Source organism: Paenibacillus sp. FSL H8-0315 (assembly GCF_038005365.1).
Taxonomy (GTDB): domain Bacteria; phylum Bacillota; class Bacilli; order Paenibacillales; family Paenibacillaceae; genus Paenibacillus_AQ; species Paenibacillus_AQ odorifer.
On the sequence record NZ_JBBOTA010000001.1, the window covers coordinates 578,975 to 603,619 of the forward strand.

The window sequence follows — 24,645 nt, forward strand, 5'->3', positions numbered from 1 at the left end:
GAGAACCTCTGCAGCAGCAGAGGTTGCTCGATCAGGCGCTGCTCTTACATCTGATTAGCTTTCACTTGGTTGTCATACTCTGTATCCGCATCTTTCATGTACTTCGCTACATCTCCATCTTTTACCACGAGATCCTGCAACAGCTTGTAGTACCAGTTACGGAATTGTGGAGGGATTAGATTGTCTCCCCACCAGTTATTGATCGCCAACGATTTCACTACATTCGGGTCAGCAATAAGATCCAAAGCCACCTGCATTTGTTCACTTGTGTCATAGGTTACTTTCTCTTTTGTTGAAGGAATCGCATTTATCGTTGCTAAATAGTTCGAATACTGTTCTGGGGCGAAGAAGAAACGGATAAAGTCTTTGATGGCTTCTGTTTTGTCTGCATCCTTAGCGGCTTCAGCCGATAAAGACCAGCCTGCAGGTGACGGAAGACCTATGACATTGATTTTCCCTTCACGGTCAGGAAGAGCATAGAAGCCAAATTCAAAGTTCGGGTCTGCTTCAGCGATTTGTGTAAACATCCACGTACCGGAGTACAATTGTGCTGCTTTGCCAGAAACAAGAATCGAAGCGGTCTGATTGTCGCCCGTGCTGAGCCAACCTTTATCGACATAATTCTTGAACAATTCTTTGAAGTCCGTTATGCCTTGAACTACATTAGCATCAGTGAAGCTGACCGTTTTAGCGGTACGTTTGGAGTTCCAATCTGCATCTTTCGAGTAGACCTCATCAATCAGGAATTTGTTAACCCAAAAGCCCATATGGAAAATATCTTTTCCGCCTACTACAATCGGAGTAATGCCCGATGTTTTCAATTTTTCTTGGATGGCGATGAATTCGTCATAGGTTTTTGGAAGCTCGGTGATCCCTGCATCCGCATATGCTTTTTTGCTGTAGATAATCCCTTGAGGAGCGTTCACTTGCAGCGGTGCGTTCCACACCTTACCATCCACTTGTGGAGGGGCTTCGAACAAATCTAGCAGATCGGAAGGCAGCTCTACAATCTTACCCGCATCGGCAAAAACTTCTGTATCCCGCATTTCCACCAGGTCCGGGAATTCACCCACAGCATCCTTGGTTTTCAGCCAGTCAAGATAGGCAGCGGATGAAGTTTCGCTCAAATCTTTAATAGTGACATTTGGATTAGCTGCAGTAAACTTTTTGACCGTATCTGAGATAGCTTTTTTGGTGGCCGGATCTCCGGAGGCGTAACCTATCGTAAAGCTAACCTCTTTTTTGGTCTCTTGCGGTGTATTTGAAGGCGTCTCGGATGCTGGCGTATTAGTTGCCTTACTTCCTGCATTATTATTATTTCCACCGCAAGCAGTCAAAACTGTTGTTGTGGCAAGTAACAATACGGATAGTTTCATCATTGTTTTTTTGTACATATCATAATAGCCTCCCCTTTTAGTGAACCGTGGAAACTGAAGCAAGATGTGCGCATCATCTCTCGAAAGCGTTTCCGTTGCTAATAGAATAGCATTCCTTATAAATAGTTAGAATGAACTTTTTTAAGCGGGATATGCAGTGAATTTAAGAATAAGTAAAAAAAGAACGAAAGACCGCAGTCTTCCGTTCATCGTCTATCCTTTACGCATTCTCCGAATCCGAGATTTTATACGGATCCTCTACAATCGGAAGCAACAATAGAATTGATGTCCCAATATGCTCACGGCTGCTGATAGATACCCCGTATTCTGCACCGTACACTGTACGAATTCGTTCATGTACATTTTTTAGTCCAACATTTTTGCTAGGCGAACTAGGCTCTTCCAAGGTTTCAGCCAACTGCTGTACCTTTTCCTTGCTCATACCGATTCCATCATCATAGATCGTAACCAACAGCATTTCATCTTTCTTTTCGATCGTCAATCCAACTGTCCCTCTGCCTTGACTGCGTAAGCCATGCTGGATAGCATTTTCAACTATCGGCTGAAGTGACAATTTCAGAATGTACCAGTTCAGATCCACTTCGGGTGAGAGATCGACTACAAGCTCAAATTTATTCTCATACCGCACAGAGATAATATAGAAATAATCCCGTAGATGCTCCAGCTCCTGTCGTATGCTTACCCTGTCCTCTCCATAGTCGATTACATATTTCAACTGGTTAGAGAGTGATAAAATCATATCTGCGACCTCATCATTATCTTTATCCACCGCATTCATTCGAATGACTTCCAGGGTGTTGTATAAATAATGCGGACGAATCTGACTCTTCAGAGCATTTAACTCCGTTTGCTTCTGCTTGATCTGGGCAACGTAAGCTTCATCGATATAGGCTTGTAAACGCTCGACCATTCGGTTAAAACCATGGCTAAGTCTACCCATTTCATCATTGCTGTTCACGACCATCTGGGTATCCAAATTACCGGATTCTACGATAGCCATTTGCTTAATTAAGTTCCGAATCGGAGCAGCCAGCCGCCTAGAGAACCAGACGCCCATGATGATCATTGCAATCGCACAAATAAACATCGCTATAAACACCGTCGTACGGGCTGAAAAAAGCTGATCGAATAAATTTGCTCGATGAATTCTGGCAGTCACCGTGCCTTTAAGAAAAGGAATCTCTTCACTGAGAACGATCATCTCCTCGTCCTTTTTAGCCCGAAAAGCCTCTCCATTCGCTGACCTTGTCTCATTCGTGAAATATACATTTCCGTCGCCATCCAGCAGAAATAATTCATCCTGTCCCCCCAGATTTAATTCTCTGAAGAACTGATTAAATAACGAAACATCCACATCCATAAACAAGGTCCCAACTATCTTGGGATCTTTGGTGACACGCCCGGAAATATCAATTAAAGTACGGCCGATGGTGAACACACTGCGCTTTGAACCTGTATAATATTCTTCGGAATGGGTAGGGAAAATTGCCACTTGTGAAGGATTTGGAGCCATTTTAGTTAACCACTCTTGATAAGGCAGCAAATCAAAATTGACCCCTCTGTTTTCTTTTTCCTGATAGTAGAGCTTATCGTCTGACTCCCTATGAAAATAAACACTGGTTATGTAGGAATCACTGTAGAGAACTGTTTTTAGAAAGGTTTCAATAGGAATCGTATTGATCTGCTCCAGCTCATTTACATTATAGGTTTGATTCTGCGAATAACTCTCGATAAAACCTTCATATCGTCCCGTATACATCAGCTTAGAGACCTCATTGTACTGATTAAAGGCTGAATTCAGGTTATAGCTCATATATAGCACCATTTGCTGCAAATTGCTTGTTGTGTAACGCTCGACATATCCGGAAAACGTCTGCACAGAAATGTAGCTAAGTGCAAAAAGCGGAATTAGGCCGACTAATAAAAAGGAAGCGGAGAATTTAACAAATATACTTTTGGATCTTCGGCCCCAGATAAACATGAATGAAGGCATCCCCTTTGCTATCCATCTGACTATTGGCTTTTGAAGGATTGCTTATATTCTTGTGGCAGCTTGCCATATTTCTTCTTAAACATATCGCTAAAATGCCGGGCATTGTTGTAGCCTACACTATCGGCAATCTCATAAACCATCATATCGCTTTGCAGCAATAAACGAAGGGCATGATTCATCCTCACCTCAGTGACATAATTCTTAAAGTTCTGTCCGGTATGTTTTTTGAAAAAGCTGCTGAAATAATAGGAATTCATAAACATCATCCCTGCCATAGATTCCAGTGTAATATTTTCTGGATAATGCTCCTCAATATAAGCCTTCACCTGGGATAGCTGCTTCAGTTCCTTACTGCCCATGCGACTGCCAATTTGCCCGGACATTTTGCTCAAAAGCACACGAAAATCTTCCTCCACCTCTTGGAAGGTAGAATAATTAGCCAATCGTTCAAGAATCGGATTTGTATCCTGAAGTGATGGACCTGCCTCCACACCGAATTGAATAAGCTCCTGTTCAAGCTGCAAGAATGTATTGTATACGGTAGAAACGGCTTGGTTTCTATTCCCGCCTGCCGTCTGCCGGATCGTCTGAAATAATCGCAGGCACTCTTGCTCAATTTGTTCTTTGTGTTGTAATTTCATGGCAATCCCAAGGGCGGACTGGATTTCATGCAGCGGAGCTTGAATCAATGTTTCACTCTCATACCTGCTCTCTTTAACAGGAATCACACGATTAGGCCCTGTAAAATATTTATAATTTAGCGCTTTCAAAGCTTGGCGATAAGATTCATCAGCATCATCCATACCGTCAACAGGATTGCCTACCCCAAGAGTCACCTTTAATTTCAGAAAACTTGTAATTTTGTCATGGAGGTCTAAGGCAATTCTCGCTGGTTCCTCAGCATATTCATGCTGGAGCAGGATACAAAAACGTTCCCCTTTACGGAACATATAGCTATTATCGCTTTGCTCCACGGTTTCTTTAATAATGTTAGACAGTGCAAAATCAATTAGCTTACGTTCGCGTTCTTCCCATCTGGAAGGCTGCCCCGACGACTCGTCCGTCTCTACCAAACAAATACTGACGTAGCGACTTAGCGCAATAATCCCCATATCAAGCAAGGTGTCTGCTGTTCCCTTATTGCCGTCCGTCAGCTTGTCGAGCAATTCTTCGATCGTTAATCTGCGGTTTCTCTGTTCATAATGGTTCAGCTTCTCTTTGTTGCGCTCGCCTTCTGTTTCTTGACGAATAAGGGAGACGGCTTTGCTCACAACCTGTTCCAGCTGATTTTTGTTCACGGGCTTCACCAAATAATCCAGCGCACCATATTGCAGTGCTTGACGGGCATACGTAAACTCCTGATAAGCGCTTATAAAAATAACCTTCACCGCTCTGCCAGCTTCATGAATTTCGCGGATGATATCAATCCCTGTATATCCTGGCATACTTATATCACTAATAATCAGATCAGGATCACAATCCTCGATCTGTTGTTTCAGCTCAATTCCATCACTGGCCTCTCCTACAATGGTGAGTCCAAGCTTCTCCCATGAAATCAGTTTTTTTAGGCCTCGCAAAATCACCGGTTCATCATCTGCGAGCAGTACCCGAATACTCTTCATTATGCAGTCCTCCTACCTTAGAGAAATCATCCCACAGCTGTCCAATCATCTTAATCTTATGATAACAGACAAACAATCTTTGGTGCAGCTTCAAGCGGATGAACTTTCTTAAGAAGAAACCGCAGTTTCTTAAGAATATTATATCTACGCTTGTTACTACTCACCTGTTATTTTTATCTAAAGTTCAATAAAACAAACTATCCTCAACTTTAATATTGTTGAAATAGAAACAAAAAATCAATATAATTTGTTAATGTAAGAGCGCTGGGAGGACAGGCCATGAACAAAGAAGATCAGGTCATGATGGGTTTCAGGGACGTATATAACAAGATGGTTTGGCTTAATAAGGATAAGATGGAAGACAGTCTTAAGGGTTATAAACCTTCTGAAGTGCATTGCATCGAATACATTGAAAAAAATGCAGATTCCAACGTCACAAAACTTGCAGAGTCCTTTTATATGACTCGCGGTGCCATAAGTAAATTAACTAAGAAGCTCATCCAAAAGGGCCTCATCGAAAGCTACCAAAAATCGGATAACAAAAAAGAAATCTATTTTAGGCTTACTGAGCAAGGGAAAGTAATTTATAAAATCCATGAGGACCTGCACAAAGAGTTCCAAGAGCGGGATAAAGCCGTATTTGAGCAGGTAACTGAGGAGCAATTTGACAGTATGCTTAGCTTCGTAGAAAAGTATAGTAGGCATTTGGATGCAGAAATAAAGAAACAGGGTATAGATTTTAATCCGAATAAATTCGAATAATGAAAATGAAACTCCATGCAGCCGGGCTCTTATGAGAAAGGCTGCATTTTTATGGTCATTATTTTGTTGACACGGAAACAAAACAGTGATAAAAATGGTGATGTACCAGATTTGTTTCCAAGGAATCAAAACATCAACTTTTGAGGAGAGAATTTAATGTTCAAATTCAGATCACATAATGAACAGAACACAGAGCAAACCGTAGATAAACACGCTCTAATCTTCGGTTTGATCTCTGTGTTTCTGTGCGGAATAGGCTTCAGTATCATCATGCCCGTTGTCCCATTTTTAGTGCAGCCTTATATAAGCAATCCGGGAGAACAGGCAATAGTTGTCACGCTGCTAACCTCTGTTTATGCAGTCTGCGTATTTTTTGCAGCCCCTGCACTTGGAGCTTTGAGTGACAAATATGGGCGTCGTCCATTACTTTTGGTATGCCTTTTGGGTTCCGCGATTGGATACTTAGTTTTTGGGATAGGAGGAGCGTTATGGGTTCTCTTTGTTGGACGTTTAATAGAAGGTATAACCGGCGGAAGCATAGGTACTATCTTCGCCTATTTTGCTGACATCATTCCACCAGAACAGAGAACCAAATACTTTGGCTGGGTGAGTGCGGTTGTTGGTGTAGGCACCGTCATTGGTCCAACGCTAGGCGGTTTACTTGCCAAGTTTGGTTATTCTGTACCTATGTATTTCGGAGCAATAATAACCTTATTAAATGTTGTTTACGGATTCTTTTTTATGCCTGAGAGCCTTGACAAGAACAATAGACTAAAAGAAATTACCTTGGTAAGACTGAATCCATTTACACAGCTTGCAAGCATATTGTCCATAAAAAACTTAAAAAGGCTACTGGTCTCAGCATTCTTACTCTGGATACCCAACGGATCTTTACAGGCTGTTTTTTCACAATTCACAATGGATACTTTCAGCTGGAAGCCTGCACTAATCGGACTGATGTTTTCAATTATGGGCTTCCAAGACATCATTTCACAGGGTTTCATCATGCCTAAGCTTTTGCTGAAATTTAGGGATAAACAGATCGCAATTCTTGGAATGGTTTCGGAGATTATAGGCTACAGCCTTATTGCACTATCTGCTTTGTTCTCATACTATCCGCTTTTTATCGCTGGAATGTTTATATTTGGTTTTGGGGATTCGATCTTTGGGCCTTCATTCAATGGGATGCTTTCCAAGTCTGTCGATTCTAGTGAACAAGGGAGGATTCAAGGAGGTAGCCAATCTATTCAGGCTTTAGCAAGAATGATCGGGCCTGTCATTGGAGGGCAAATATATGTATCACTTGGCCATGCTGCACCCGCTTTTATGGGGATGATCCTGATAGCTGCGGCAATATCCGTTTTGTATAAGGATGCGCATGTAAATATGTAATCTTGCAATCTCATGTTACAATACAACCTGAACTTATATTTTTAGAAGGCGGTTGATACTGTTGATTTACATCATCAAATTTGTATACAGCTTAGTGCTTCCTCCCGGCCTGTTTATCGTGCTTCTGCTAGGTTTAGTCATTTGGTTATGGAAAAAAAACCGCCGGCCAGCACTAGTTCTACTCGGGGTTACACTATTAATGTATTTCTCCATGACACCCTTAGTCAGCGATGCGCTGATCGGCAGTCTAGAACGGAAATATCCGCAGCCGGAAACTTTGCAAGGAGATGTCATCGTCGTACTCGGCGGGGGCGCCAGCTCTGGCACACCGGATATAGACGGCGAGGGCAATTTATACGGATCAGCGGCAAATCGCCTGCTTACTGCTGTTCGCCTCCATCGGCAGACAGGTCTGCCAATCTTATTTTCTGGCGGACAAGTATTCTCCGACAGTGGTAATGAAGCGGATATCGCGCAAAGACAACTACTGGGTCTCGGCATACCCGAAGAGGACATCCTGATCGAAAATCAATCCCTCAACACGGAGCAAAACGCTGTAAATACCGCAGCCATCCTGCAACAAACCGGACTTATAAAACCTATACTAGTTACTTCAGGTTTTCATATGTCCCGAGCGATGTTGCACTTTAAGAATGCAGGGCTAACAGCGCAAGCCTATCCTACGGATTATATCGCCAGCGCTGATATTGCACTGCAGCCCGCCAAGTTCAGTCCATCCCCAGGAGCGATCTCCACAACAGGGTTAGCATTGAAGGAATATTTAGGCCAGCTTGCTGCTCGGCTATTTGATTAGTTCTGTAAATTTCGCATGTACAACCTCAGCGAGTAACTGTGGGGCTACATCCATTTGCTGGCCAATCTTCCCAGCGCTGACAGCCATCGTTTCCAGCCCTTCTGCGTTGCTGTCAATGAACGTGGGGTACAGCTTTTTCATTCCAACAGGTGAACAACCACCGCGGATATACCCTGTCCATTTCTGCAGATCCTTCACTGGCAGCATCTCAATTTTTTTCTCTCCGGCGGCTTTGGCCGCCTTTTTGAGATCCAGCTCTTCGGCAACTGGGATAACAAATACATAAAGATTTGCACCGCTATGAGCGACCAACGTTTTAAAAACCGTCTCTGCCGCCTTTCCAATCTTCTCAGCCACAGCCGTGCCATGGATTAGTCCATCTTCATTGTCATAGGCGAACACTTCATAGCCGATTTTTTTGGCATCCAGCATTCGCATCGCGTTGGTTTTGGTTACTTGCATTGTTGACCTCCCTTTCTATATCCTCTATTCCTTACCTTTATGATCAAAGAGGCCCCAAAGCTATGATAGCTTTCAGGACCTCCTGTTGCTGCCGTGCCCATTAATCTCTGGGATAATTAACCTGCATGATATCCATAAAAGGAACTTTTATGATTTCTTCATGGTTACTGAGGTGTACTTTCCCGGTTCGCGAATCCATTTCCACGATCATGCCGCGTACCTCTTCTTCTTTTCCCCATACGGTCAATAAAATCTCAGAACCTTCTTGCTTAGCTTCAACTAACTGATTACCTAACTCCTCAAGCACAAATTCATCTCTTGTGGGCCGCTTGGCCACCTTTGCTTTTGCCACACTAATCCTCCAATAAGCTATTACGGATATTAAGTATATTAAATACTAAGTATGAATGCTCTCATTTATTATACCATGTTTCAGATTAAGGCTCGAACCCCTTCTGGCTCAAGAATAGCTCCTCTTCGGAAAAAACTTGCTGAAGTCCTTCATACACTCTGCGATATGCTGCAGGATCATACCAATCTTCCAGTTGCAGCTCTTCATATAGGGAATAAATCCCTAATCTCCGTGTGCGTTTGCCGCCGCTGCCGTCGCCCATAAAATAGTCATCCACACAGACTCTATCCACCAAAGCCCTTAAGGTTGCTGGAAAAGTTGGACTGCTTGGCAGTACTGGCGCTATAGTAGCTTGAATGGGGATGCCAGCTTCACGTAAAAGCTGTAACGTCTTCAGTCTTGCAGCAATGGGAGGAGCGCTTGGTGTGAATTTTTGGCGAATATCTTCTCGGTCTGTTTCTACAGTTATACTTACACGAACCTTATCCTCTAAACGTAATAATAAATCTATATCTCTGCGAACCAGCGGACTACGCGTCTGCACGAATAGGAAATCGGGCGGATCTTGAACCATAACCTCCAGTAAAGATCTCGTCACCTCTTCCTTGTGCTCTACCGGTTGATAGGGATCTGTGCTTGACGACATAAAAATAGAGACGGGACCTTTCGCCTTCGCTTTGTGCAGTTCTTTTTGTAAAATTGCAGCCGCTTCTTGTTTAACATCTACCCACGTCCCCCACTCCTCTTTGCGGAACAGCGAGACAGGCATCTGACGTACATAACAATAGGAACAGCCATAAGTGCAGCCCGTATATGGATTTAAGGAATGACTGTAGCCTGACAGATAACCTGTTCCTTTATTCAGCAAGGTTTTTGGGGAGGTGTAATTGGACTCTATTTTCATATATCTGCTGTATACTCTCCTCTCTCCAACTGAAGTAGCTTGGTCTTCATATCCAAACCACCCCGGTATCCTGTTAATGTCCCATTCTTTCCAATAACCCGGTGGCAGGGCACCGTAATCAGAATCGGATTCGCGCCAATGGCAGTCCCTACCGCGCGTACCGCAGCTGGTTTTTGAATATGTGTAGCAATATCTGAATAGGACCAGGTTTGCCCATATGGAATTTCACATAACGCCTTCCATACCGCAAGCTGAAAAGGAGTTCCCTGATAATCAAAAGGAATGCCGAAGCTCTGCCGGTTCCCTTGCAAATATTCACTAAGCTCCCTCAAATAAGGCGCCATCTTCTCATCGTTCTGCACCAGTTCACTCCCCGGAAAACGACGTCTAACCCATTCGCTTAATTCCTCAAAGGGTTGCTGCTGCGAACCCACATAACTTAACCCCTTCTCAGTGGCTGCAATATAAAAACTCCAATCCTTATCGGTTAATAATGTCCAGTATAGAATAGCATTTTTTTTATTCTCCATGATTCGGTCCCTCCAAATTAAAATCAGAAGCCAACGTTACTTTCTGTTTGTTAAGCTGACGAAACTGTGTGGGCGTATACCCTGTTTTTTTCTTATATAAAGTAATAAAATACGATGTATTGGGCAGACCCACGCGCAATGCAATCTCAGCAACTGCCTGCTCTGTAGTAAGCAAATACTCAGATGCCTTAGCGATTCTCTTTTGCTGTATATAATCCACAGGAGTGATTCCTGTTACTTTCTTAAAGGTTCGATGTAAATGATAAGGACTGCCATGACATACCTCAGCTAACGTTTCAAGGGTGAGGGGGGCCATATAATTATGATCAATGTACTCCGTCATCACAGCTACCCATTCCTTATCAGGAAGACGCTCACCTGTCGGTTTACATCTTTTGCAAGGACGAAATCCGGCTGCCAGCGCTTGTTCAGCATTCTGAAAAACACACGCATTCTCCCGATTGGGTGCTTTGGATTTGCAGGAGGGTCGACAAAAAATTCCTGTAGTCTTCACCGCATAAAAAAATATGTCGTTATAAGCAACATCGTTTTGCAAAATAGCCTGCCATTGCTCCTCAGTCATTTGTTCCTCATCTTCAATCCTGTTCATCGCCTTCACCTCTAATGCAATTATACCCCTGAGCAGGCTCATCTGTACTCAATTTGGAATGGAAAAGCAAGATAGTGAAATCCAAAAGGGTGAGATTGCTCGTAATTACACTTTGTTTAGCGAATACGCACTACCTTTGTCAACCGTGCAGGGAGCCGCTGCTGGACAACGAATATTACTCATAACATGACTACGTGAACTGGAGGAATCGAAATGGATATTCTAAAAACAAAAGATGCCGCAGAGCTGCTGTCAGTTAGTCTAACCACAATTAAACGTTGGGCTGCCATGTTCCCTGATTTTTTTCCAAAAGACCGATTTGGCCATTATGTTTTCTCGGAGCAGCAAATCGACCTGCTCAATCATATTAAAGACCGTATTAATCACGGAGAGGCCTTGGAATGTATACAACTCACACTCACGAATGAGCAGCAAATTTCCACATCACAACAGGAAAATCCACTACAGCACACAGATGCTGAGCCTATGAAGGATATCTTGTCTCGCATCAACAATGTTGAACGTGCACTCGATCAAAAAGCCGATGAAGTAGTATTAATCCAACTGCTCCAGCAGCGTGAGGAGCTTGAGGACCTACGAATAATGATCAAGCAAATCGCGGCATCAATAGAACCGTTGCAAGTGTCTAACGGCAAACCGCTCACCTCTTATGAAAATTCCCAGTCCACTGCCACTACCAGACTAACGGCTCCGCCAAGAAAACGCGGCCTGTTACGTTCTTTATTTTTCTTTTAAGCCTGAAATGTAAAAAAAGAACCTACTTCAGACAATCGCGAAGTAGATTCATATAAATTAAAAACATATTTAAGCTCTCCCCCTGTCACCCTAAACGGTGGCGGGGGTTTTCTTTTTCCAAGCAAAAAGCTCGATCCTCCGGAACATCCTACTCTTTATGCAATAAAGCTGCTCCTGCAATTCCCGGGTGTGTCATTTCGTATGGGTCCAGAATCAGATTAAGCTCTTCTTCGGTCAGCACATTATATTTAATGCACAATTCCCGTACAGATTCCCCAGTCAAAATCGCCTCTCTAGCGATCCGCGATACCACTTCATACCCCAGATGCGGGTTCACAGCCGTAATGATTCCGACACTCCGCTCCACATCCCGCTCAAGCTTCTCCTTATTGGCTTCAATCCCAGCCAGACAGAAGTCTGTGAAGACTTGGAAGGAATTGTTCATGATGCTGATGGACTGAATAAGATTGAACACAAGCACTGGCTCCATAACATTCAGCTCCAGTTGACCCGCTTGGGAAGCCAGACAGATCGTATGATCGTTCCCTATAACTTGAAAAGCCACCTGATTAATGACCTCTGCCATAACCGGATTAACTTTGCCCGGCATAATTGAAGATCCAGGCTGGCGTGCAGGCAATGAAATCTCATTAAACCCAGTCCGCGGACCGGAGGCCATCAACCGCAGATCATTAGCGATCTTGGACATGTTCATCATGCACACTTTTAGAGCAGCAGACACTTCTGTATAGGCATCCGTATTTTGGGTGGCATCGACGAGATGATCTGCCGTTACGAGCGGCAATTCACTGATCTCAGCTAAGTGCTCTACCACCAATTCAATATAACGAGGATCAGCATTTAATCCTGTACCCACTGCTGTTGCTCCCATATTGACTTCATACAAATGATGGCGTGTATGCTCAATACGTTTGATATCTCTTTCAAGCACTCTGCGATAAGCCTCGAATTCTTGACCCAGACGAATCGGCACTGCATCTTGAAGATGTGTCCGGCCCATTTTTATCACAGGATCGAATTCATCCGCTTTTACCGCAAACACATCATGCATTCTGTGCATCGTTACAAGTAGCTGCTCCAGCAGTGAAAGTGTGGCAATATGAATTGCCGTCGGAAACGCATCATTTGTAGACTGCGCCATATTTACATGTGAATTGGGACTTAAGTGACGATAGTCTCCCTTTTCATGGCCAAGCAGTTCTAAGGCACGGTTAGCAATAACCTCATTCGCATTCATATTTAACGAGGTACCCGCACCACCCTGAATAGGATCTACAATAAATTGCTCATGCCACTGACCCTCGATGATTTCTTCTGCTGCTTTCACTACAACTTCTCCAAGCCCTCGATAGAGACGGCCAACTTCCATATTTGCAAGCGCAGCGGCTTTTTTTACAATTCCCATCGCTTTGATTAACTCTTTGTGAACCCGATAGCCCGTAATAGGAAAGTTCTCGACTGCGCGTAGTGTCTGAATCCCATAATAAGCGTTCTTATCTACCTGTTTACTGCCTAGAAAGTCATTTTCTACACGAAATTCAGTTTCAATCACTGTTATATCCCTCGCATTCATTATGATTAGGTTTATTAGAAAATAAGTAAGCGCAATCATTTCTATCTCACTTAGATATTAACCTTTATTGTGACAAATGTCTCTCAGAAAAATAGGGTTTAATGTAATTAATTACTATTTAGTAACCTAACACCGCTATTCTAAAGGGAAATGTGCTTAGGGAGGATTGAATTACCAAATCGTTAGGTCTAGTTTATCCAGATAAATCGTCGCTCACCCCAATTATAAGTATTTTGGACAAAATCACGTTTACAGATACTTAGGTATCTATTGCGGGCTGTGCAATGGGGCATCACATCCTTTCATGTAGCTCCTTATTAAAGAAGCCGGCCAAAAAGGCCGACTCGGATTACTATTTATCACAGTAATTGTGTTTTTTTATACTGAATAATGATCTAATGAGATCTGAATTCCATTAAGCTGAGCTTGCGGTAATTCTAACTCCCTACTAATACTCAAAACTAAGCTTTCACCATCCATGTTGGTATAATTCGCTGCTAATACCTCTCCCACTTCGAAATTCCTTTCTTTATGAGCCATAGCTGCGGCAAAAGCCTCTAAACCAATAATACCACATTCGGCAGCTTTCTTAATGCCCAATGCTTCAACGATCACACCGCCCGGCATCCCTGCGACGGATACCTCTATGAATCTGGACCGTTCCTGCAGCTGATAAGGGTGAGATAAATAAATAACAAAATACGTCTCACCAACTTGCCCGTACAATGTATACGGCTCTTGTTTCCATTCCCCTTGGGGAAGTACACCTATGATCGTATTCTTCTCACCCTGGGGGATTGGGAATAAAGAAATGATGACATTCTTGTGATAGAGAACCTCCATATAACGGCTTTGATGGCGGGGATCTCCCTCATTGTAGCCTTGTCCCGGGTGGAAGAAATACAGCTGATTTGCGCTTCCCTCTCCACTCACAGGTAACGAAAAAGCCCAGCGAAGCTGCTCATTATCGAATTCCTCAACCCGCTCCCACATCCCGCCTGCTGCAAACTCCTCTGTAATATAAGCATAGGAATGAAGCAAAGGCTGCGGCTGTGGATCCGTTGGGACAACCTTCTGAGTAATCTTCCCTACTTCCACTGGTGTCTGGCGATTCATGGCTGCGGCTAATATTTCATCGGATACTTGATAGAATAATAAACCGGCATACTCAGTGCGCGGCATCCTCTCAGGCAGCTGGAAGTCTCCAAACTGAACATAATCATGAAGTACATTAGCATCGCCGGGAACATCATGCGGCCAGCCTCTAGAATGCGCACCAACCCAAGCACCACGCAGATAGAATTCAGCTCGTACATTCCATAGATGGTCAAGCATTTCTTTAAGGCTTGTAGTAAGCTCCGTATCCTCAGGCAGGACAAGTTCCAACGCGCAGGTGAATGCCTGTACCCAATGCCAAAACCACGGAAGACTGCCGTATTCCGGCATCCCTTTAGTACGAATATAAGTCAGCGTATCCTTCAGACTCTGCCGGCCATCCTCAAGCAATATTTCATCCGCAAACAGGGTGCCAAAAATCAGCTTAGCAGCTGTATATTTAGCTTCATGATGCCCAAAAGTAACCACCGGCTTACGGTAGAAATCACTGCGATAAATATGTCCAAACGCTGTATTCAGAACTATGCGAAGTTGAGCATTTAATGCTCCTCCGTATCTTTTGCAAAAATACGCCAGCAGGCTGCCCATAAGCTCCACTGGTAACTCATGCGGTGACGCATCTCGCGGAACCGGATTCAAACCGAGCGGCCAATGACCGTATAACTCTGTGCCGGGCTGCCGGTTCTGAAGCATTAAAATCTCCAGCAGTACATCCTGTGCTTTCTGTTTCGCTTGCTCACGATCAAAAGGCAGCTCAAAAGAATCATCAACAGCCACTGCAAAAAGATACGAAGCATAATAAAAGTTATTTCGCACATCATCATGGAACCAGAGTCCACTTTCCAATAAAGGGCGTTGCTCTGCTTCCAGTGCTATATTAAAAATAATTTCTTGCTGACGTTCCTTATAAGTACTCTGGATATTTTTCAACCCCGGCATTACTTTTCAACCTCCATCATTTCAGTTTTATATCATCTTCCGTCATTCATGAAAATCGAGCATAATAGCTCTATTGTGCACACTTTTCGTTCATTTTGCAATTGGAAAAACCAATAAATAAACATAAATAAACGAAATAAAAAAGATTAGTACTTGTAAAATGAACATAAATGGACTAAAGTGTACCTATACGAACGATAATATGTACACAAAGGAGATTGAACATTCAATGGAAAGACGTTTCGCATCCCATCCTAATGAAGTAAAACAATTTGACACTGAGCGCCTCCGTAAGGAATTCCACATTCCCGTTATTTTTGCTCCTGATGAGCTAAAGCTTGTCCTAACCCATGAAGATCGTATGATCGTTGGTGGAGCTAATCCTGTAAAAGAAGAGGTTGCGCTAACTACTGACCTTAAAGAACTTGGGGTTACTTATTTCTTGGAACGCCGAGAACTGGGCATCATCAATGTCGGTGGTAAAGGCTCCGTGGTTGTAGATGGCACAGAATATGAAGTGGATTTCAAAGAATGTCTTTATGTAGGTCAAGGTTCTAAAGATGTAGTCTTCAAAAGTGCAGACGCTTCCAAGCCTGCTAAATTCTATTTGAATTCTGCTCCTGCCCATCAGTCCTACCCTACTACCAAAACCACACTGGCCGATTCTGAATCCGGTGCGATGGGTGGTCTGGAGAACTCTAACGAGCGGACAATCCACCGCTTCATTCACACAAATGGTGTGCAAAGTGCCCAACTGGTTATGGGTATGACCCAACTGAAACCAGGCAGCATGTGGAACACCATGCCAGCACATACCCATCCACGCCGGATGGAAGCCTATTTCTATTTTGATCTTCCGGACGATTCCGTTGTGTTCCACCTGATGGGAGAACCTGACGAAACCCGCCATATCGTAATGCATAACGAACAAGCCGTTATTTCTCCAAGCTGGTCCATCCACAGTGGTGTCGGCACTCATAACTATACTTTTATCTGGAGTATGGCTGGCGATAATAAAAGATATGATGATATGGACCCCGTATCCATGAAAGAATTACAATAGAGATAAATCAACTACGGAAAGATGAGGCAGGCGGATGAACCCGATACGACGACACGAGATGATTATGGAAGTTATGCTGAACCAAAAAGATGTAACGGTGAATGAACTGAGCGATAAGCTTCAGGTTACTGGAAAAACAATACGCGAGGATTTAAGCAGGCTGGAGGAACAAGGGCTGATCGTACGTGTACATGGCGGAGCTGTGTTGGCACAAAGCGACCAGTTTGGTATTTTGCCCTCCAAGGATCCGCTGGATAAATACTCTGACGAGAAGACGGAGATTGCCTTGCGTGCGCTTGCTCATATTGAACCGGACGATATTATCGCTCTTGATGGCGGTAGCACTACGCTTGAAATTGCTCGGCGTTTGGACAATATGCCACTAACGGTAGTCACCAATGATGTATACATCATCAGCGAACTGGTTCCCAAAGATAACATCCGTCTGGTCGTTCCCGGTGGTTATCGTGTCCGTAATATGTTGGCTGGTCCTGAAGCCGTCTCCTATGTACAAAAGCTTAATATTCAAAAAGCATTCCTTTCATCGACTGCTATTCATATAGAGCATGGGCTCTCCATTTATACCGGAGATTTAATTGAGTTCAAGCAAGCCCTTGTATCTACAGCCCGTAAGGTATTCGCGGTTGTAGATCATCATAAATTCGGCCATACTGCACTGCGTACCTTTGCTTCCCTACAAGAAGTTGACGTGATTCTGACGGACAAAGGGCTCTCCCCCGAAACGGCAGATCAGTTCCGCAGTGCAGGCGTTACCATTGAATGCGGGTAAACCCGGAATAACAATCCATTTACAATAAAGGGGCGTAATTTATATGTCATCATTATTCAGCTTGGCAGGTAAAACAGCTATTGTAACAGGCGCAGCTCAAGGTCTTGGACAAGGAATCGCGCTTGCATTTGCAGAAGCCGGTGCAGACGTTGCATCTGTCTCCCTTAATTCGAGTGAAGAAACCGTAAATGCAGCAAAAGCTTTTGGAGTAAAAGCAGTTAGTATCGAATCTGACTTAAGTGATCACAGCAAGCTGCAAAGCACTTTTGACCAAGCGCTAGAGCTGACCGGACATGTTGACATTCTCGTAAACTGCGCAGGAATGATCCGCCGTGCACCGGCAAAAGATCATAGTGAAAAAGACTGGTTTGATGTCATCAATTTGAACCTGAACACAGTTTTCCTTCTGTCGCAAATCGCAGGCCGCCACTTCCTGGAAAGAGGATCCGGCAAAATCATTAACATCGCCTCCATGCTCTCCTATCAAGGCGGAATCAATGTCCCTGGTTACACTGCGAGTAAACACGGGGTTGCGGGTCTTACTAAAGCTTTTGCCAATGAATGGGCAGGCTCCGGTTTGAACATCAATGCAATTGCACCAGGCTATATGGCTACTGAAAATACCGCACCAATCCGTGCCGACCAAAGTCGTTCGGACTCTATCTTAGACCGTATCCCTGCAGCACGTTGGGGAACGCCTGATGACGTTAAAGGCCCTGCTGTATTCTTGGCTTCCGCAGCATCTGACTACTTGAACGGTCACGTTCTTAATGTGGATGGCGGATGGATGGCTAGATAATCCATACAAAAATGGGTGTCCCATAGGGGCACCCATTTTTTGTGTGGATATGAAGCACTATCAGACTCAACTGAACAATCTGCACACGCAGCAGCTAAAGGACTCAGCTGACCTTATACACCGTTTTATCCGCTATTTGGATAGCTATCGGACCTCATAGCCGCTATTGGCGCAAAAAACACCAATTATAAGCTCTTTCATGAGCAATAGCGTCGTTGGAGTCCGAAAACCTGCTCAAAAGGCGATAAATTCGCAAATAGGGGCATCTGGGTCCGAAAATCTCAGTATCAGTGGTTGTGGATCGTTGTGCATCATTTAAATAAGCTTGCAATGGAATTCACATCAAAATCACTAGTCATTCTAAAGTTTCCCGAACTGTATTTGTCCTTCTTATCAAGATCTGTCACATACAGGAAGTTAGTATCCGTAAGATTCATGCCAAACCTCAAGCTGTTATTTACAATAATACTTATCCAGTAGGTCTCCGTAGATTTGTCCAAAGCACTACTTCTTCTCAATTTTACATCTGAAAAAGCATAAATGATCTTTTCAATTTCCTTCGGATCTTCAATCACTACCTTTTCATCCACTAAAGATTTCTCAATCTCGATTGAGGTGATTTCAGTTTCATCGATTTGATCCAACACTAAATTCTCAAATGAATTATAACTATGGTAGAGATTAATGATTACAGGGATTTCGATTAATAAAAAAATAAGTACGAGAAATACATAACGTTTCTTGATATTCATAATTATGAACACCCTATTTCTACAAACTCCTCTGGATGAGTGCGAATATATTCGCCGATAATTCTATGCGTATTTGGTGTCAGGTTCTTATATCGTTCGAATAACTCACTAATTACTTCTAACAGCTGAGGGTCTCGATCCAAATCCGTGATGGCCGCATCCGCCCACTCTTTACCCAGTCGATGATTTCTTTCCTCGAGAAATGTCTTTGTTTCCTGAAGCAAAAGAATCATGGGTGAATCGTCAAAAAATCGTATGCCTCCTATCACCCCTGTCCAATACCCTGGCAGGTCTTGCATGTAGGAAATCCAAGCATAATATTCCCCTTCGGAATTACAGCTGTGACCATATAGCACTCTGAACATGCATAAGGCTTGTTGCCCCTCTGTGAGCTTCGAGATCACTTCTGATTTGGTCGATGGCGATTTTCCGCGAATCAGCTGAAAGGTAGGCTCCATACAGGCCCATCCTAACCTTTCATCACTTAAAGTGTCCAAGTCTTCCCGCTTCATGGCTAATAAATTCATTTAACTCCTCCTTTGATTAACATCCAAAAATATACATATATTTCTTAACGATGTCAATAAAAATCACTTGGGGACATTAAGCAATTCGATCGTTTTTATGATAGGCTTTAAGCAGTAGATATTTTCACAAAGGAGCTTTTCTATGCATAATGAGATACTTACTATATTTGATGAAGCGGGTCACCGAATCGGTACAGCTCCACGGGCAGAAGTACATCGGTTAGGACATTGGCACGAGACCTTCCACTGCTGGTTTATAAGCAAAACCCAAGAAATCCCCTATATTTATTTACAGCTTCGTAGTGAGCAGAAACAAGATTATGCAGGATTGCTGGACATCACGGCCGCTGGACATTTGCTGACACACGAAACGGTAGAGGACGGGATTCGCGAGGTTCAAGAAGAACTCGGTTTGGAGCTAGCTTTTGATGAACTGATTCCCTTAGGTACGATTCCTTACAGTATGATCAAAGAAAATCTTATCGATAAAGAACGAGCGCATGTTTTTGTTTATAACAATCCTTATCCTCTGGACGATTTTAAGCTGCAAGAAGAAGAGGTCGCAGGAATAGTTATCACAAAGTTTGCCGACTTCCGAAGCTTTTGGCAAGGAGAAATACATAGTCTACAAATCAATGGTTTCAAAGTGGATTCAAACGGACAAAAAATCAACATTCAACAAAGTGTGGATCGGACTCATTTTGTGCCTCATGAAGCAGCCTATTTCACTCGGATCATTGAGGGCATCGAAGCAATAATTCTAACATCACCCATCGTCACGGAGGACATATGATCATTAATCCTCAAACATTTACAGTGAATGGAATCCAATACAGCATTAGATCTGCGGCCTCTCATGATGCTAAAGTGTTATCTGAATTAAGGGTGCGGATCGATGGAGAAACCGAGAATTTAGATCGGGAACCAGGCGAAGCCTTTATTGACGAAAAAGGGTTTGAACAGCTTATTCAAGCCGATTCTGAGAAAAATAATAACCTTTTTCTAGTCGCAGTAGTTGATAATCAAATCGTTGCGTTCTCCAGATGCGAAGGTTATCCCTTAAAAAGATTTGCTCATAAAGTAGAATTTGGAGTATGTGTGCTGCAGGATTATTGGGGATATGGTATTGGAAAAAATCTTCTCGCCGAATCGATTGCCTGGGCTGACACTAATGGTATTCAAAAGATCACCCTAAATGTGCTGGAAACGAACACCAACGCTATTAAGCTATATCAAAAGCTTGGCTTTGAAATTGAAGGGATTTTAAAGAAAGATAAACTTCTATCGGACGGCAAATTGTATAACACCATTATGATGGGAAGAGTTAAGAACTGATTCTATTCAAAAAAAAGGCAGAACCTGAAACTCAGGTCCTGCCTTTTTATTATACTAATGCTTTACGCTTCAACATCGCAAGTCCATTCACCGCTAGATTCAATAGGGCCGGAGCTGAAAGACCTGTTTCCAAGTCTGTGTATTCCGCTCCATCCAGCTCTACCGTTTGCGGACTGCCGCTGAAATTTTGCACAAAAACATAATCACTTTCGCCATCTGTGCGAAGTTGTGCAGTCACACCTGCTGGAAGCTCACTATCCATCGCACGGGTAATTCCTGCCTTAGATGTGATCGCTGCGTATAGCTCAACATAGAACGAAGTGTCTTTCACACGGGTAGCAAGATGGTACGCATTTCCTTCACCAAAACGATTGACTGTAAGCGCTGGACGGCCCGCATAGAAATCGTTGCGATAATGCCCCAAAGCCTCTGCACCTTCCAAATGAATCAGCTCGGCTATCTCATGCGCATCGTAGTCACCGCTTAGCTTAAGTTTATTACCGGCCTCCATCACTAACCCGTTCAGATCACGGCTGTGCAGCCCTTCTGTCTCCTCTGCCCAAATCCCCAGTGTTCTGCGCAGTGGACCAGGGAATCCTCCCAGATGACATAAATCCGTTTCGTTAACTACTCCTGACCAATAGGTTGCGAGGAATGTGCCGCCTTGCTCCACATATTTCTCAATGCGCTTTCCATTCTCTTCACTAATCAGGTATAACATAGGGGCAACAACCAGCTTGTAAGCAGACAGATCATCTCCAGAGCCTATAATATCAACTGGAATGCCCAGCTCCCAAAGTGCACGATAATGCTGTAGCACCGTCTCCTCATAACGTAATCCGGAATTACGGATGCCTTGCGCATCCTTTATCGCCCAGCGGTTGTCCCAATCGAAAATAATCGCCGTCTGCGCCGGAGTGGACGTACCCACTACTTCCGTCATTCCCGCCAGCGTCTTTCCTACTTCCGCTACATCTTGGAATACTCGAGTCTCGGAGTGGCCACTGTGGTCTACAACTGCGCCGTGGAACTTCTCACTTGATCCGCGGCTTTTGCGCCATTGAAAATACTGCACAGAATCCGAACCATGCGCTACCGCTTGCAAGGAAGACAGCTTGTGCATTCCGGGACGTTTCAGCTTACTGACCGATTGCCAGTTCGTAAGGGATGGCGTGCTTTCCATCAGCAGGAACGGTTTCTTTTTAAAAGAGCGCATTAAGTCGTAGTGCATCGCCGTCCATGCTGCCAATCTAGTATCGTCACCGTCTTCGGTATAATGCCAGTCTGGATAAGCGTCCCATGAGACCACATCCAGGATTTTGGCCAGCTCGCGGTAATCAATGCCATCGATCATATGCATATTCGTCGTGATAGGCAGCTCTGGATTGTAAGGACGAACCGTATTGATCTCGTGCTGGCAGAAATCAATTGTCCGTTCACTAACAAAACGCCGCCAGTCAAGATTCAAGCCGTGTACTTGTGTCTCACCATGTGGAGCTGGGGATTCAATCTGTGACCATGAAGTGTAGGTATGGCTCCAAAAAGTAGCCCACCAAGCATGATTCACCTCATCCAAACTGTTATTATATTTCACCTTCAACCATTCTCTAAAAGCATCCTGGCAGAGCTCGCAGTGACACTCCCCACCGAACTCATTCGAAATATGCCAACCGATAATGGCTGGATGCTGGCTGTACCGTTCCGCTAGCTTTGCATTCAGAATTGCAGTTTTCTCCCGGTACACTGGTGAGGTAAAGCAATGGTTATGACGGAAGCCATGCAAATTGTGAACACGGTTACGCTCCACTCTTAAGACTTCTGGATATTTTTGCGACATCCATGCTGGGCGGGCACCACTTGGCGTTGCCAAGATAGCGTAAATCCCATTCTCTGCAAAAGAATCAAGTACACCATCCAACCATTCGAAAGTGAACACACCCTCTTCAGGTTCAAGAGATACCCACGAAAAAATGCCTACGGACATGACATTGCAGCCCGCCAGCTTCATTAATCGGATATCCTCACGCAATACTTCCGGATATTTCAGCCATTGTTCAGGATTATAATCAGCACCGTGCAGCATGACACCAGCTTTTCTGCTTATCGGGGAATGTTTTTTATTCATTGTGTACGATCATCCTCTCAATTCTGCCCATTTATAGAATGGGACTATTCTCTGATGATAGGCTAGAAGCGTAAGCTATCTTATTCAGGAATCATCATTTATACTATTTATAATATAAGAAAATTCATTTCAATCAGTAGGAATATAGTCTCGAAGTGATAGCACAAAATGAAGATGAGGTGATAAACCTGCTACCTTTTTCTCTGATTGAATTACCGCGCGACTCTGGAACGTTGCCCCTATCCCCCTACTCTGTAGGTCGCCATATCCAATTCCATCATGTGCGCCCAGCAGGATTTCCTGTGTATCAAATCTTTTTAATCCGGACCGGAACCGGGTTATTTCGTGATCTGGAAAGTGGCACAGAAATCATACTGGAACCGGGGATGGCTTTTGCCTTCCCGCCCGATCGTGGTCATGAATATTATCCTACCTCTCATGAACCGTGGCATGTTGGCTTTATCGGCTTTCAAGGCAGTCAAGCTCATGGATTGCTGGAAGCGCTTGAACTGCTCCCTTCTGTTCCTTATCGAACGGATCGTTTTGAACAATGCTGGGAAGAAATCGGCCAAATCTGGCATACGGTGAATTCTCCTGCCCCCAATCGGCAGGACGAGATGTGGATGCAAGAGTTGTCTATCACACTCTATAGACTGCTCTTGATGCTGCGCCCTGCCAAGAGTTCAGAAGTCTCCGGTAATCGTCTAGCCTTCGAGTCGGTCCGAAATGAAGCCCTAACTACAGCCGTCGGGCTGATCAACGAACATTACACAGAACCGCTTCTGATCTCCAATCTTGCAGCAGCAGTCGGGTACTCTGTGCAGCATTTCCAGCGTTTATTTGTGCAGGAATATGGGGTCACTCCGCATAAGTATTTGCAGAATCTGCGGCTGGAGCGGGCGCTGCAATTAATGACGGAGGATGTGGAGATCCCCGTTCAAGATATTGCGCTTCAGCTGGGCATGGAGACTAATTATTTTATACGTGTCTTCCGAAAAAACTACGGCTGTACACCCGGAGTAATGAAAATACGTTTGCTACAAGACGAGCAAATGAAGTAACGCTTCCAAGCCTAAAGAAGATATTGTGAAATTAAGCAAATGATAGCTTGTAAATTGGGGGCACCTTAATGAAAACATTATCTGATATTAACTTTAGAGATCCCTATATCCTATCTGTTCCTGAACTTGGTCAATACTATTTATTTGGCACAGATGGCTTAACAGCTTGGAGTGGCGCACCTCACGGCTTCGATGTATATATCAGCTCAGATCTTCAGGAATGGTCCGGACCCATTGCTGCCTTTCGTCCAGATCCTGATTTTTGGGCTGATCATCATTTCTGGGCACCAGAGGTTCATCGCTACAACGGAAAATATTATATGTTCGCTTCTTTTAAAAGACATGGCGTTCCACGGGGGACACAAATATTAAGCGCGGAAACACCTGAGGGTCCTTATCTCCCTATCAGCAATCATCCGATTACCCCTGCTTCTTGGGAGTGCCTTGACGGAACGTTATATGTAGATAAAGAAGACAAACCTTGGATGATCTTTTGCCGTGAATGGATTGAAGTGACGGATGGAGAAATGTATGCCGTTCGGCTGAAGGAGGATTTAAGTGCTACTATTGGCGAATCTATGCTGCTTTTCCAGGCTTCACAAGCTCCTTGGACGGTAGGTGGCAAAGAAGGGCAATACGTAACTGACGGTCCTTTTATGCATCAGACTAGCAGTGGTGAGCTGCTTATGTTGTGGTCTAGCAGTGGAGCTAGTGGTTATGCCATGGGTTTAGCCCGATCCGTCAGCGGTGACATTAGTGGACCTTGGCAACATGATCCTGAGCCTCTTTATGCCAAAGATGGCGGACATGGAATGTTGTTTCGTGATTTGACGGGCAGACTTATGCTGGCCATTCATGCCCCAAATCTCAACCCACAAGAACGGCCGCTGCTTATTGAGGTCCAGGAAAGCTCCAGAACGATTTCGATAAAATCATTGTAATGTAGAACG

24 protein-coding genes are annotated in these 24,645 nt (G+C 43.9%); 11 read left to right on the forward strand and 13 right to left on the reverse strand.

Translation table 11 applies throughout. The features are described 5' to 3' along the window. Nucleotides 1-44: 44 nt before the first annotated feature. From MHB56_RS02340 to MHB56_RS02350, 3 genes are all read right to left on the reverse strand, one after another. Nucleotides 45-1,394 carry an ABC transporter substrate-binding protein gene (locus tag MHB56_RS02340; protein ID WP_076190970.1) on the reverse strand — a complete coding sequence of 450 codons (1,350 nt, stop codon included), beginning with the start codon at nucleotides 1,392-1,394 and terminating at the stop codon, nucleotides 45-47. Nucleotides 1,395-1,596: 202 nt separating this feature from the next. Next, nucleotides 1,597-3,378, reverse strand: a complete 1,782-nt coding sequence (locus tag MHB56_RS02345; RefSeq protein ID WP_076182507.1) for a cache domain-containing sensor histidine kinase — start codon at nucleotides 3,376-3,378, stop codon at nucleotides 1,597-1,599. A 32-nt stretch (nucleotides 3,379-3,410) separates the two neighbouring features. Continuing rightward, nucleotides 3,411-5,012 (reverse strand): response regulator, encoded by a 1,602-nt coding sequence (locus MHB56_RS02350; protein WP_340033244.1) that lies wholly within the window; start codon nucleotides 5,010-5,012, stop codon nucleotides 3,411-3,413. Between the two features lie 279 nt (nucleotides 5,013-5,291). Here MHB56_RS02350 and MHB56_RS02355 point away from each other — a divergent pair, with 279 nt between their 5' ends. From MHB56_RS02355 to MHB56_RS02365, 3 genes are all read left to right on the forward strand, one after another. Next, nucleotides 5,292-5,774: a MarR family transcriptional regulator gene (locus MHB56_RS02355; RefSeq protein WP_076182515.1), complete on the forward strand. Its 483-nt coding sequence runs from the start codon at nucleotides 5,292-5,294 to the stop codon at nucleotides 5,772-5,774. A 156-nt stretch (nucleotides 5,775-5,930) separates the two neighbouring features. Continuing rightward, nucleotides 5,931-7,166: an MFS transporter gene (locus tag MHB56_RS02360; protein ID WP_076280102.1), complete on the forward strand. Its 1,236-nt coding sequence runs from the start codon at nucleotides 5,931-5,933 to the stop codon at nucleotides 7,164-7,166. A 61-nt stretch (nucleotides 7,167-7,227) separates the two neighbouring features. Next, entirely contained in the window at nucleotides 7,228-7,980 is a 753-nt protein-coding gene (locus MHB56_RS02365; RefSeq protein ID WP_341143225.1) for a YdcF family protein, read from the forward strand. Here the strand turns inward: MHB56_RS02365 and ybaK are convergent. From ybaK to MHB56_RS02390, 5 genes are all read right to left on the reverse strand, one after another. After that, entirely contained in the window at nucleotides 7,969-8,442 is a 474-nt protein-coding gene (gene ybaK / locus MHB56_RS02370) for a Cys-tRNA(Pro) deacylase (protein WP_341143226.1), read from the reverse strand. The genes MHB56_RS02365 and ybaK overlap by 12 nt on opposite strands. A gap of 100 nt (nucleotides 8,443-8,542) precedes the next feature. Next, complete coding sequence (locus MHB56_RS02375) at nucleotides 8,543-8,794, reverse strand: YolD-like family protein (protein WP_036688306.1); 252 nt, start codon at nucleotides 8,792-8,794, stop codon at nucleotides 8,543-8,545. A gap of 85 nt (nucleotides 8,795-8,879) precedes the next feature. After that, nucleotides 8,880-9,698, reverse strand: coding sequence for an SPL family radical SAM protein (locus tag MHB56_RS02380; protein WP_076301595.1), 819 nt, complete (start codon nucleotides 9,696-9,698; stop codon nucleotides 8,880-8,882). Next, nucleotides 9,695-10,228 carry a methylated-DNA--[protein]-cysteine S-methyltransferase gene (locus MHB56_RS02385; protein ID WP_076301596.1) on the reverse strand — a complete coding sequence of 178 codons (534 nt, stop codon included), beginning with the start codon at nucleotides 10,226-10,228 and terminating at the stop codon, nucleotides 9,695-9,697. Before MHB56_RS02385 ends, MHB56_RS02380 begins: the two co-directional genes overlap by 4 nt. Further along, nucleotides 10,218-10,838, reverse strand: coding sequence for a bifunctional transcriptional activator/DNA repair enzyme AdaA (locus MHB56_RS02390; protein ID WP_076217828.1), 621 nt, complete (start codon nucleotides 10,836-10,838; stop codon nucleotides 10,218-10,220). The genes MHB56_RS02385 and MHB56_RS02390 overlap by 11 nt, the downstream gene beginning before the upstream one ends. A gap of 213 nt (nucleotides 10,839-11,051) precedes the next feature. Between MHB56_RS02390 and MHB56_RS02395 the strand changes: the two genes are divergently transcribed. Continuing rightward, entirely contained in the window at nucleotides 11,052-11,594 is a 543-nt protein-coding gene (locus MHB56_RS02395; RefSeq protein ID WP_076182537.1) for a MerR family transcriptional regulator, read from the forward strand. Between the two features lie 148 nt (nucleotides 11,595-11,742). Here MHB56_RS02395 and aspA read toward each other — a convergent pair whose 3' ends face one another. Further along, entirely contained in the window at nucleotides 11,743-13,167 is a 1,425-nt protein-coding gene (gene aspA, locus MHB56_RS02400; RefSeq protein WP_036689072.1) for an aspartate ammonia-lyase, read from the reverse strand. A gap of 399 nt (nucleotides 13,168-13,566) precedes the next feature. After that, complete coding sequence (locus MHB56_RS02405) at nucleotides 13,567-15,243, reverse strand: hypothetical protein (protein WP_341143227.1); 1,677 nt, start codon at nucleotides 15,241-15,243, stop codon at nucleotides 13,567-13,569. A 229-nt stretch (nucleotides 15,244-15,472) separates the two neighbouring features. Here MHB56_RS02405 and kduI point away from each other — a divergent pair, with 229 nt between their 5' ends. Genes kduI through kduD form a run of 3 tightly spaced genes read left to right on the forward strand, consistent with a single transcriptional unit; the run spans nucleotide 15,473 to nucleotide 17,895 of the window. Next, the gene (gene kduI / locus MHB56_RS02410; protein ID WP_036688322.1) at nucleotides 15,473-16,306 is read left to right on the forward strand and encodes a 5-dehydro-4-deoxy-D-glucuronate isomerase; all 834 of its coding nucleotides are present in this window, start codon (nucleotides 15,473-15,475) and stop codon (nucleotides 16,304-16,306) included. A 34-nt stretch (nucleotides 16,307-16,340) separates the two neighbouring features. Beyond that, nucleotides 16,341-17,096, forward strand: a complete 756-nt coding sequence (locus tag MHB56_RS02415) for a DeoR/GlpR family DNA-binding transcription regulator (protein WP_076129821.1) — start codon at nucleotides 16,341-16,343, stop codon at nucleotides 17,094-17,096. Between the two features lie 43 nt (nucleotides 17,097-17,139). Further along, the gene (kduD, locus tag MHB56_RS02420; protein ID WP_036688326.1) at nucleotides 17,140-17,895 is read left to right on the forward strand and encodes a 2-dehydro-3-deoxy-D-gluconate 5-dehydrogenase KduD; all 756 of its coding nucleotides are present in this window, start codon (nucleotides 17,140-17,142) and stop codon (nucleotides 17,893-17,895) included. Nucleotides 17,896-18,206: 311 nt separating this feature from the next. Here kduD and MHB56_RS02425 read toward each other — a convergent pair whose 3' ends face one another. Together MHB56_RS02425 and MHB56_RS02430 are read right to left on the reverse strand one after the other, a co-directional pair. Continuing rightward, complete coding sequence (locus tag MHB56_RS02425; RefSeq protein WP_076307739.1) at nucleotides 18,207-18,647, reverse strand: hypothetical protein; 441 nt, start codon at nucleotides 18,645-18,647, stop codon at nucleotides 18,207-18,209. A 2-nt stretch (nucleotides 18,648-18,649) separates the two neighbouring features. Further along, nucleotides 18,650-19,174, reverse strand: coding sequence for a hypothetical protein (locus MHB56_RS02430; RefSeq protein WP_076307738.1), 525 nt, complete (start codon nucleotides 19,172-19,174; stop codon nucleotides 18,650-18,652). Between the two features lie 142 nt (nucleotides 19,175-19,316). Between MHB56_RS02430 and MHB56_RS02435 the strand changes: the two genes are divergently transcribed. Both MHB56_RS02435 and MHB56_RS02440 read left to right on the forward strand, forming a co-directional pair. After that, the gene (locus tag MHB56_RS02435; protein WP_076190947.1) at nucleotides 19,317-19,967 is read left to right on the forward strand and encodes an NUDIX hydrolase; all 651 of its coding nucleotides are present in this window, start codon (nucleotides 19,317-19,319) and stop codon (nucleotides 19,965-19,967) included. Beyond that, nucleotides 19,964-20,509, forward strand: a complete 546-nt coding sequence (locus MHB56_RS02440) for a GNAT family N-acetyltransferase (protein WP_076129818.1) — start codon at nucleotides 19,964-19,966, stop codon at nucleotides 20,507-20,509. The genes MHB56_RS02435 and MHB56_RS02440 overlap by 4 nt, the downstream gene beginning before the upstream one ends. A 49-nt stretch (nucleotides 20,510-20,558) precedes the next feature. On the opposite strand, the gene MHB56_RS02445 is transcribed toward MHB56_RS02440, so the two are convergent. Then, complete coding sequence (locus tag MHB56_RS02445; protein WP_339187517.1) at nucleotides 20,559-22,634, reverse strand: beta-galactosidase; 2,076 nt, start codon at nucleotides 22,632-22,634, stop codon at nucleotides 20,559-20,561. Nucleotides 22,635-22,789: 155 nt separating this feature from the next. On the opposite strand from MHB56_RS02445, the gene MHB56_RS02450 reads away from it, so the two are divergent. Beyond that, nucleotides 22,790-23,695, forward strand: coding sequence for a helix-turn-helix transcriptional regulator (locus MHB56_RS02450; protein WP_254847677.1), 906 nt, complete (start codon nucleotides 22,790-22,792; stop codon nucleotides 23,693-23,695). 68 nt (nucleotides 23,696-23,763) lie between these two features. Then, nucleotides 23,764-24,636: a glycoside hydrolase family 43 protein gene (locus MHB56_RS02455; protein WP_339187520.1), complete on the forward strand. Its 873-nt coding sequence runs from the start codon at nucleotides 23,764-23,766 to the stop codon at nucleotides 24,634-24,636. The last annotated feature ends 9 nt before the right edge of the window (nucleotides 24,637-24,645 follow it).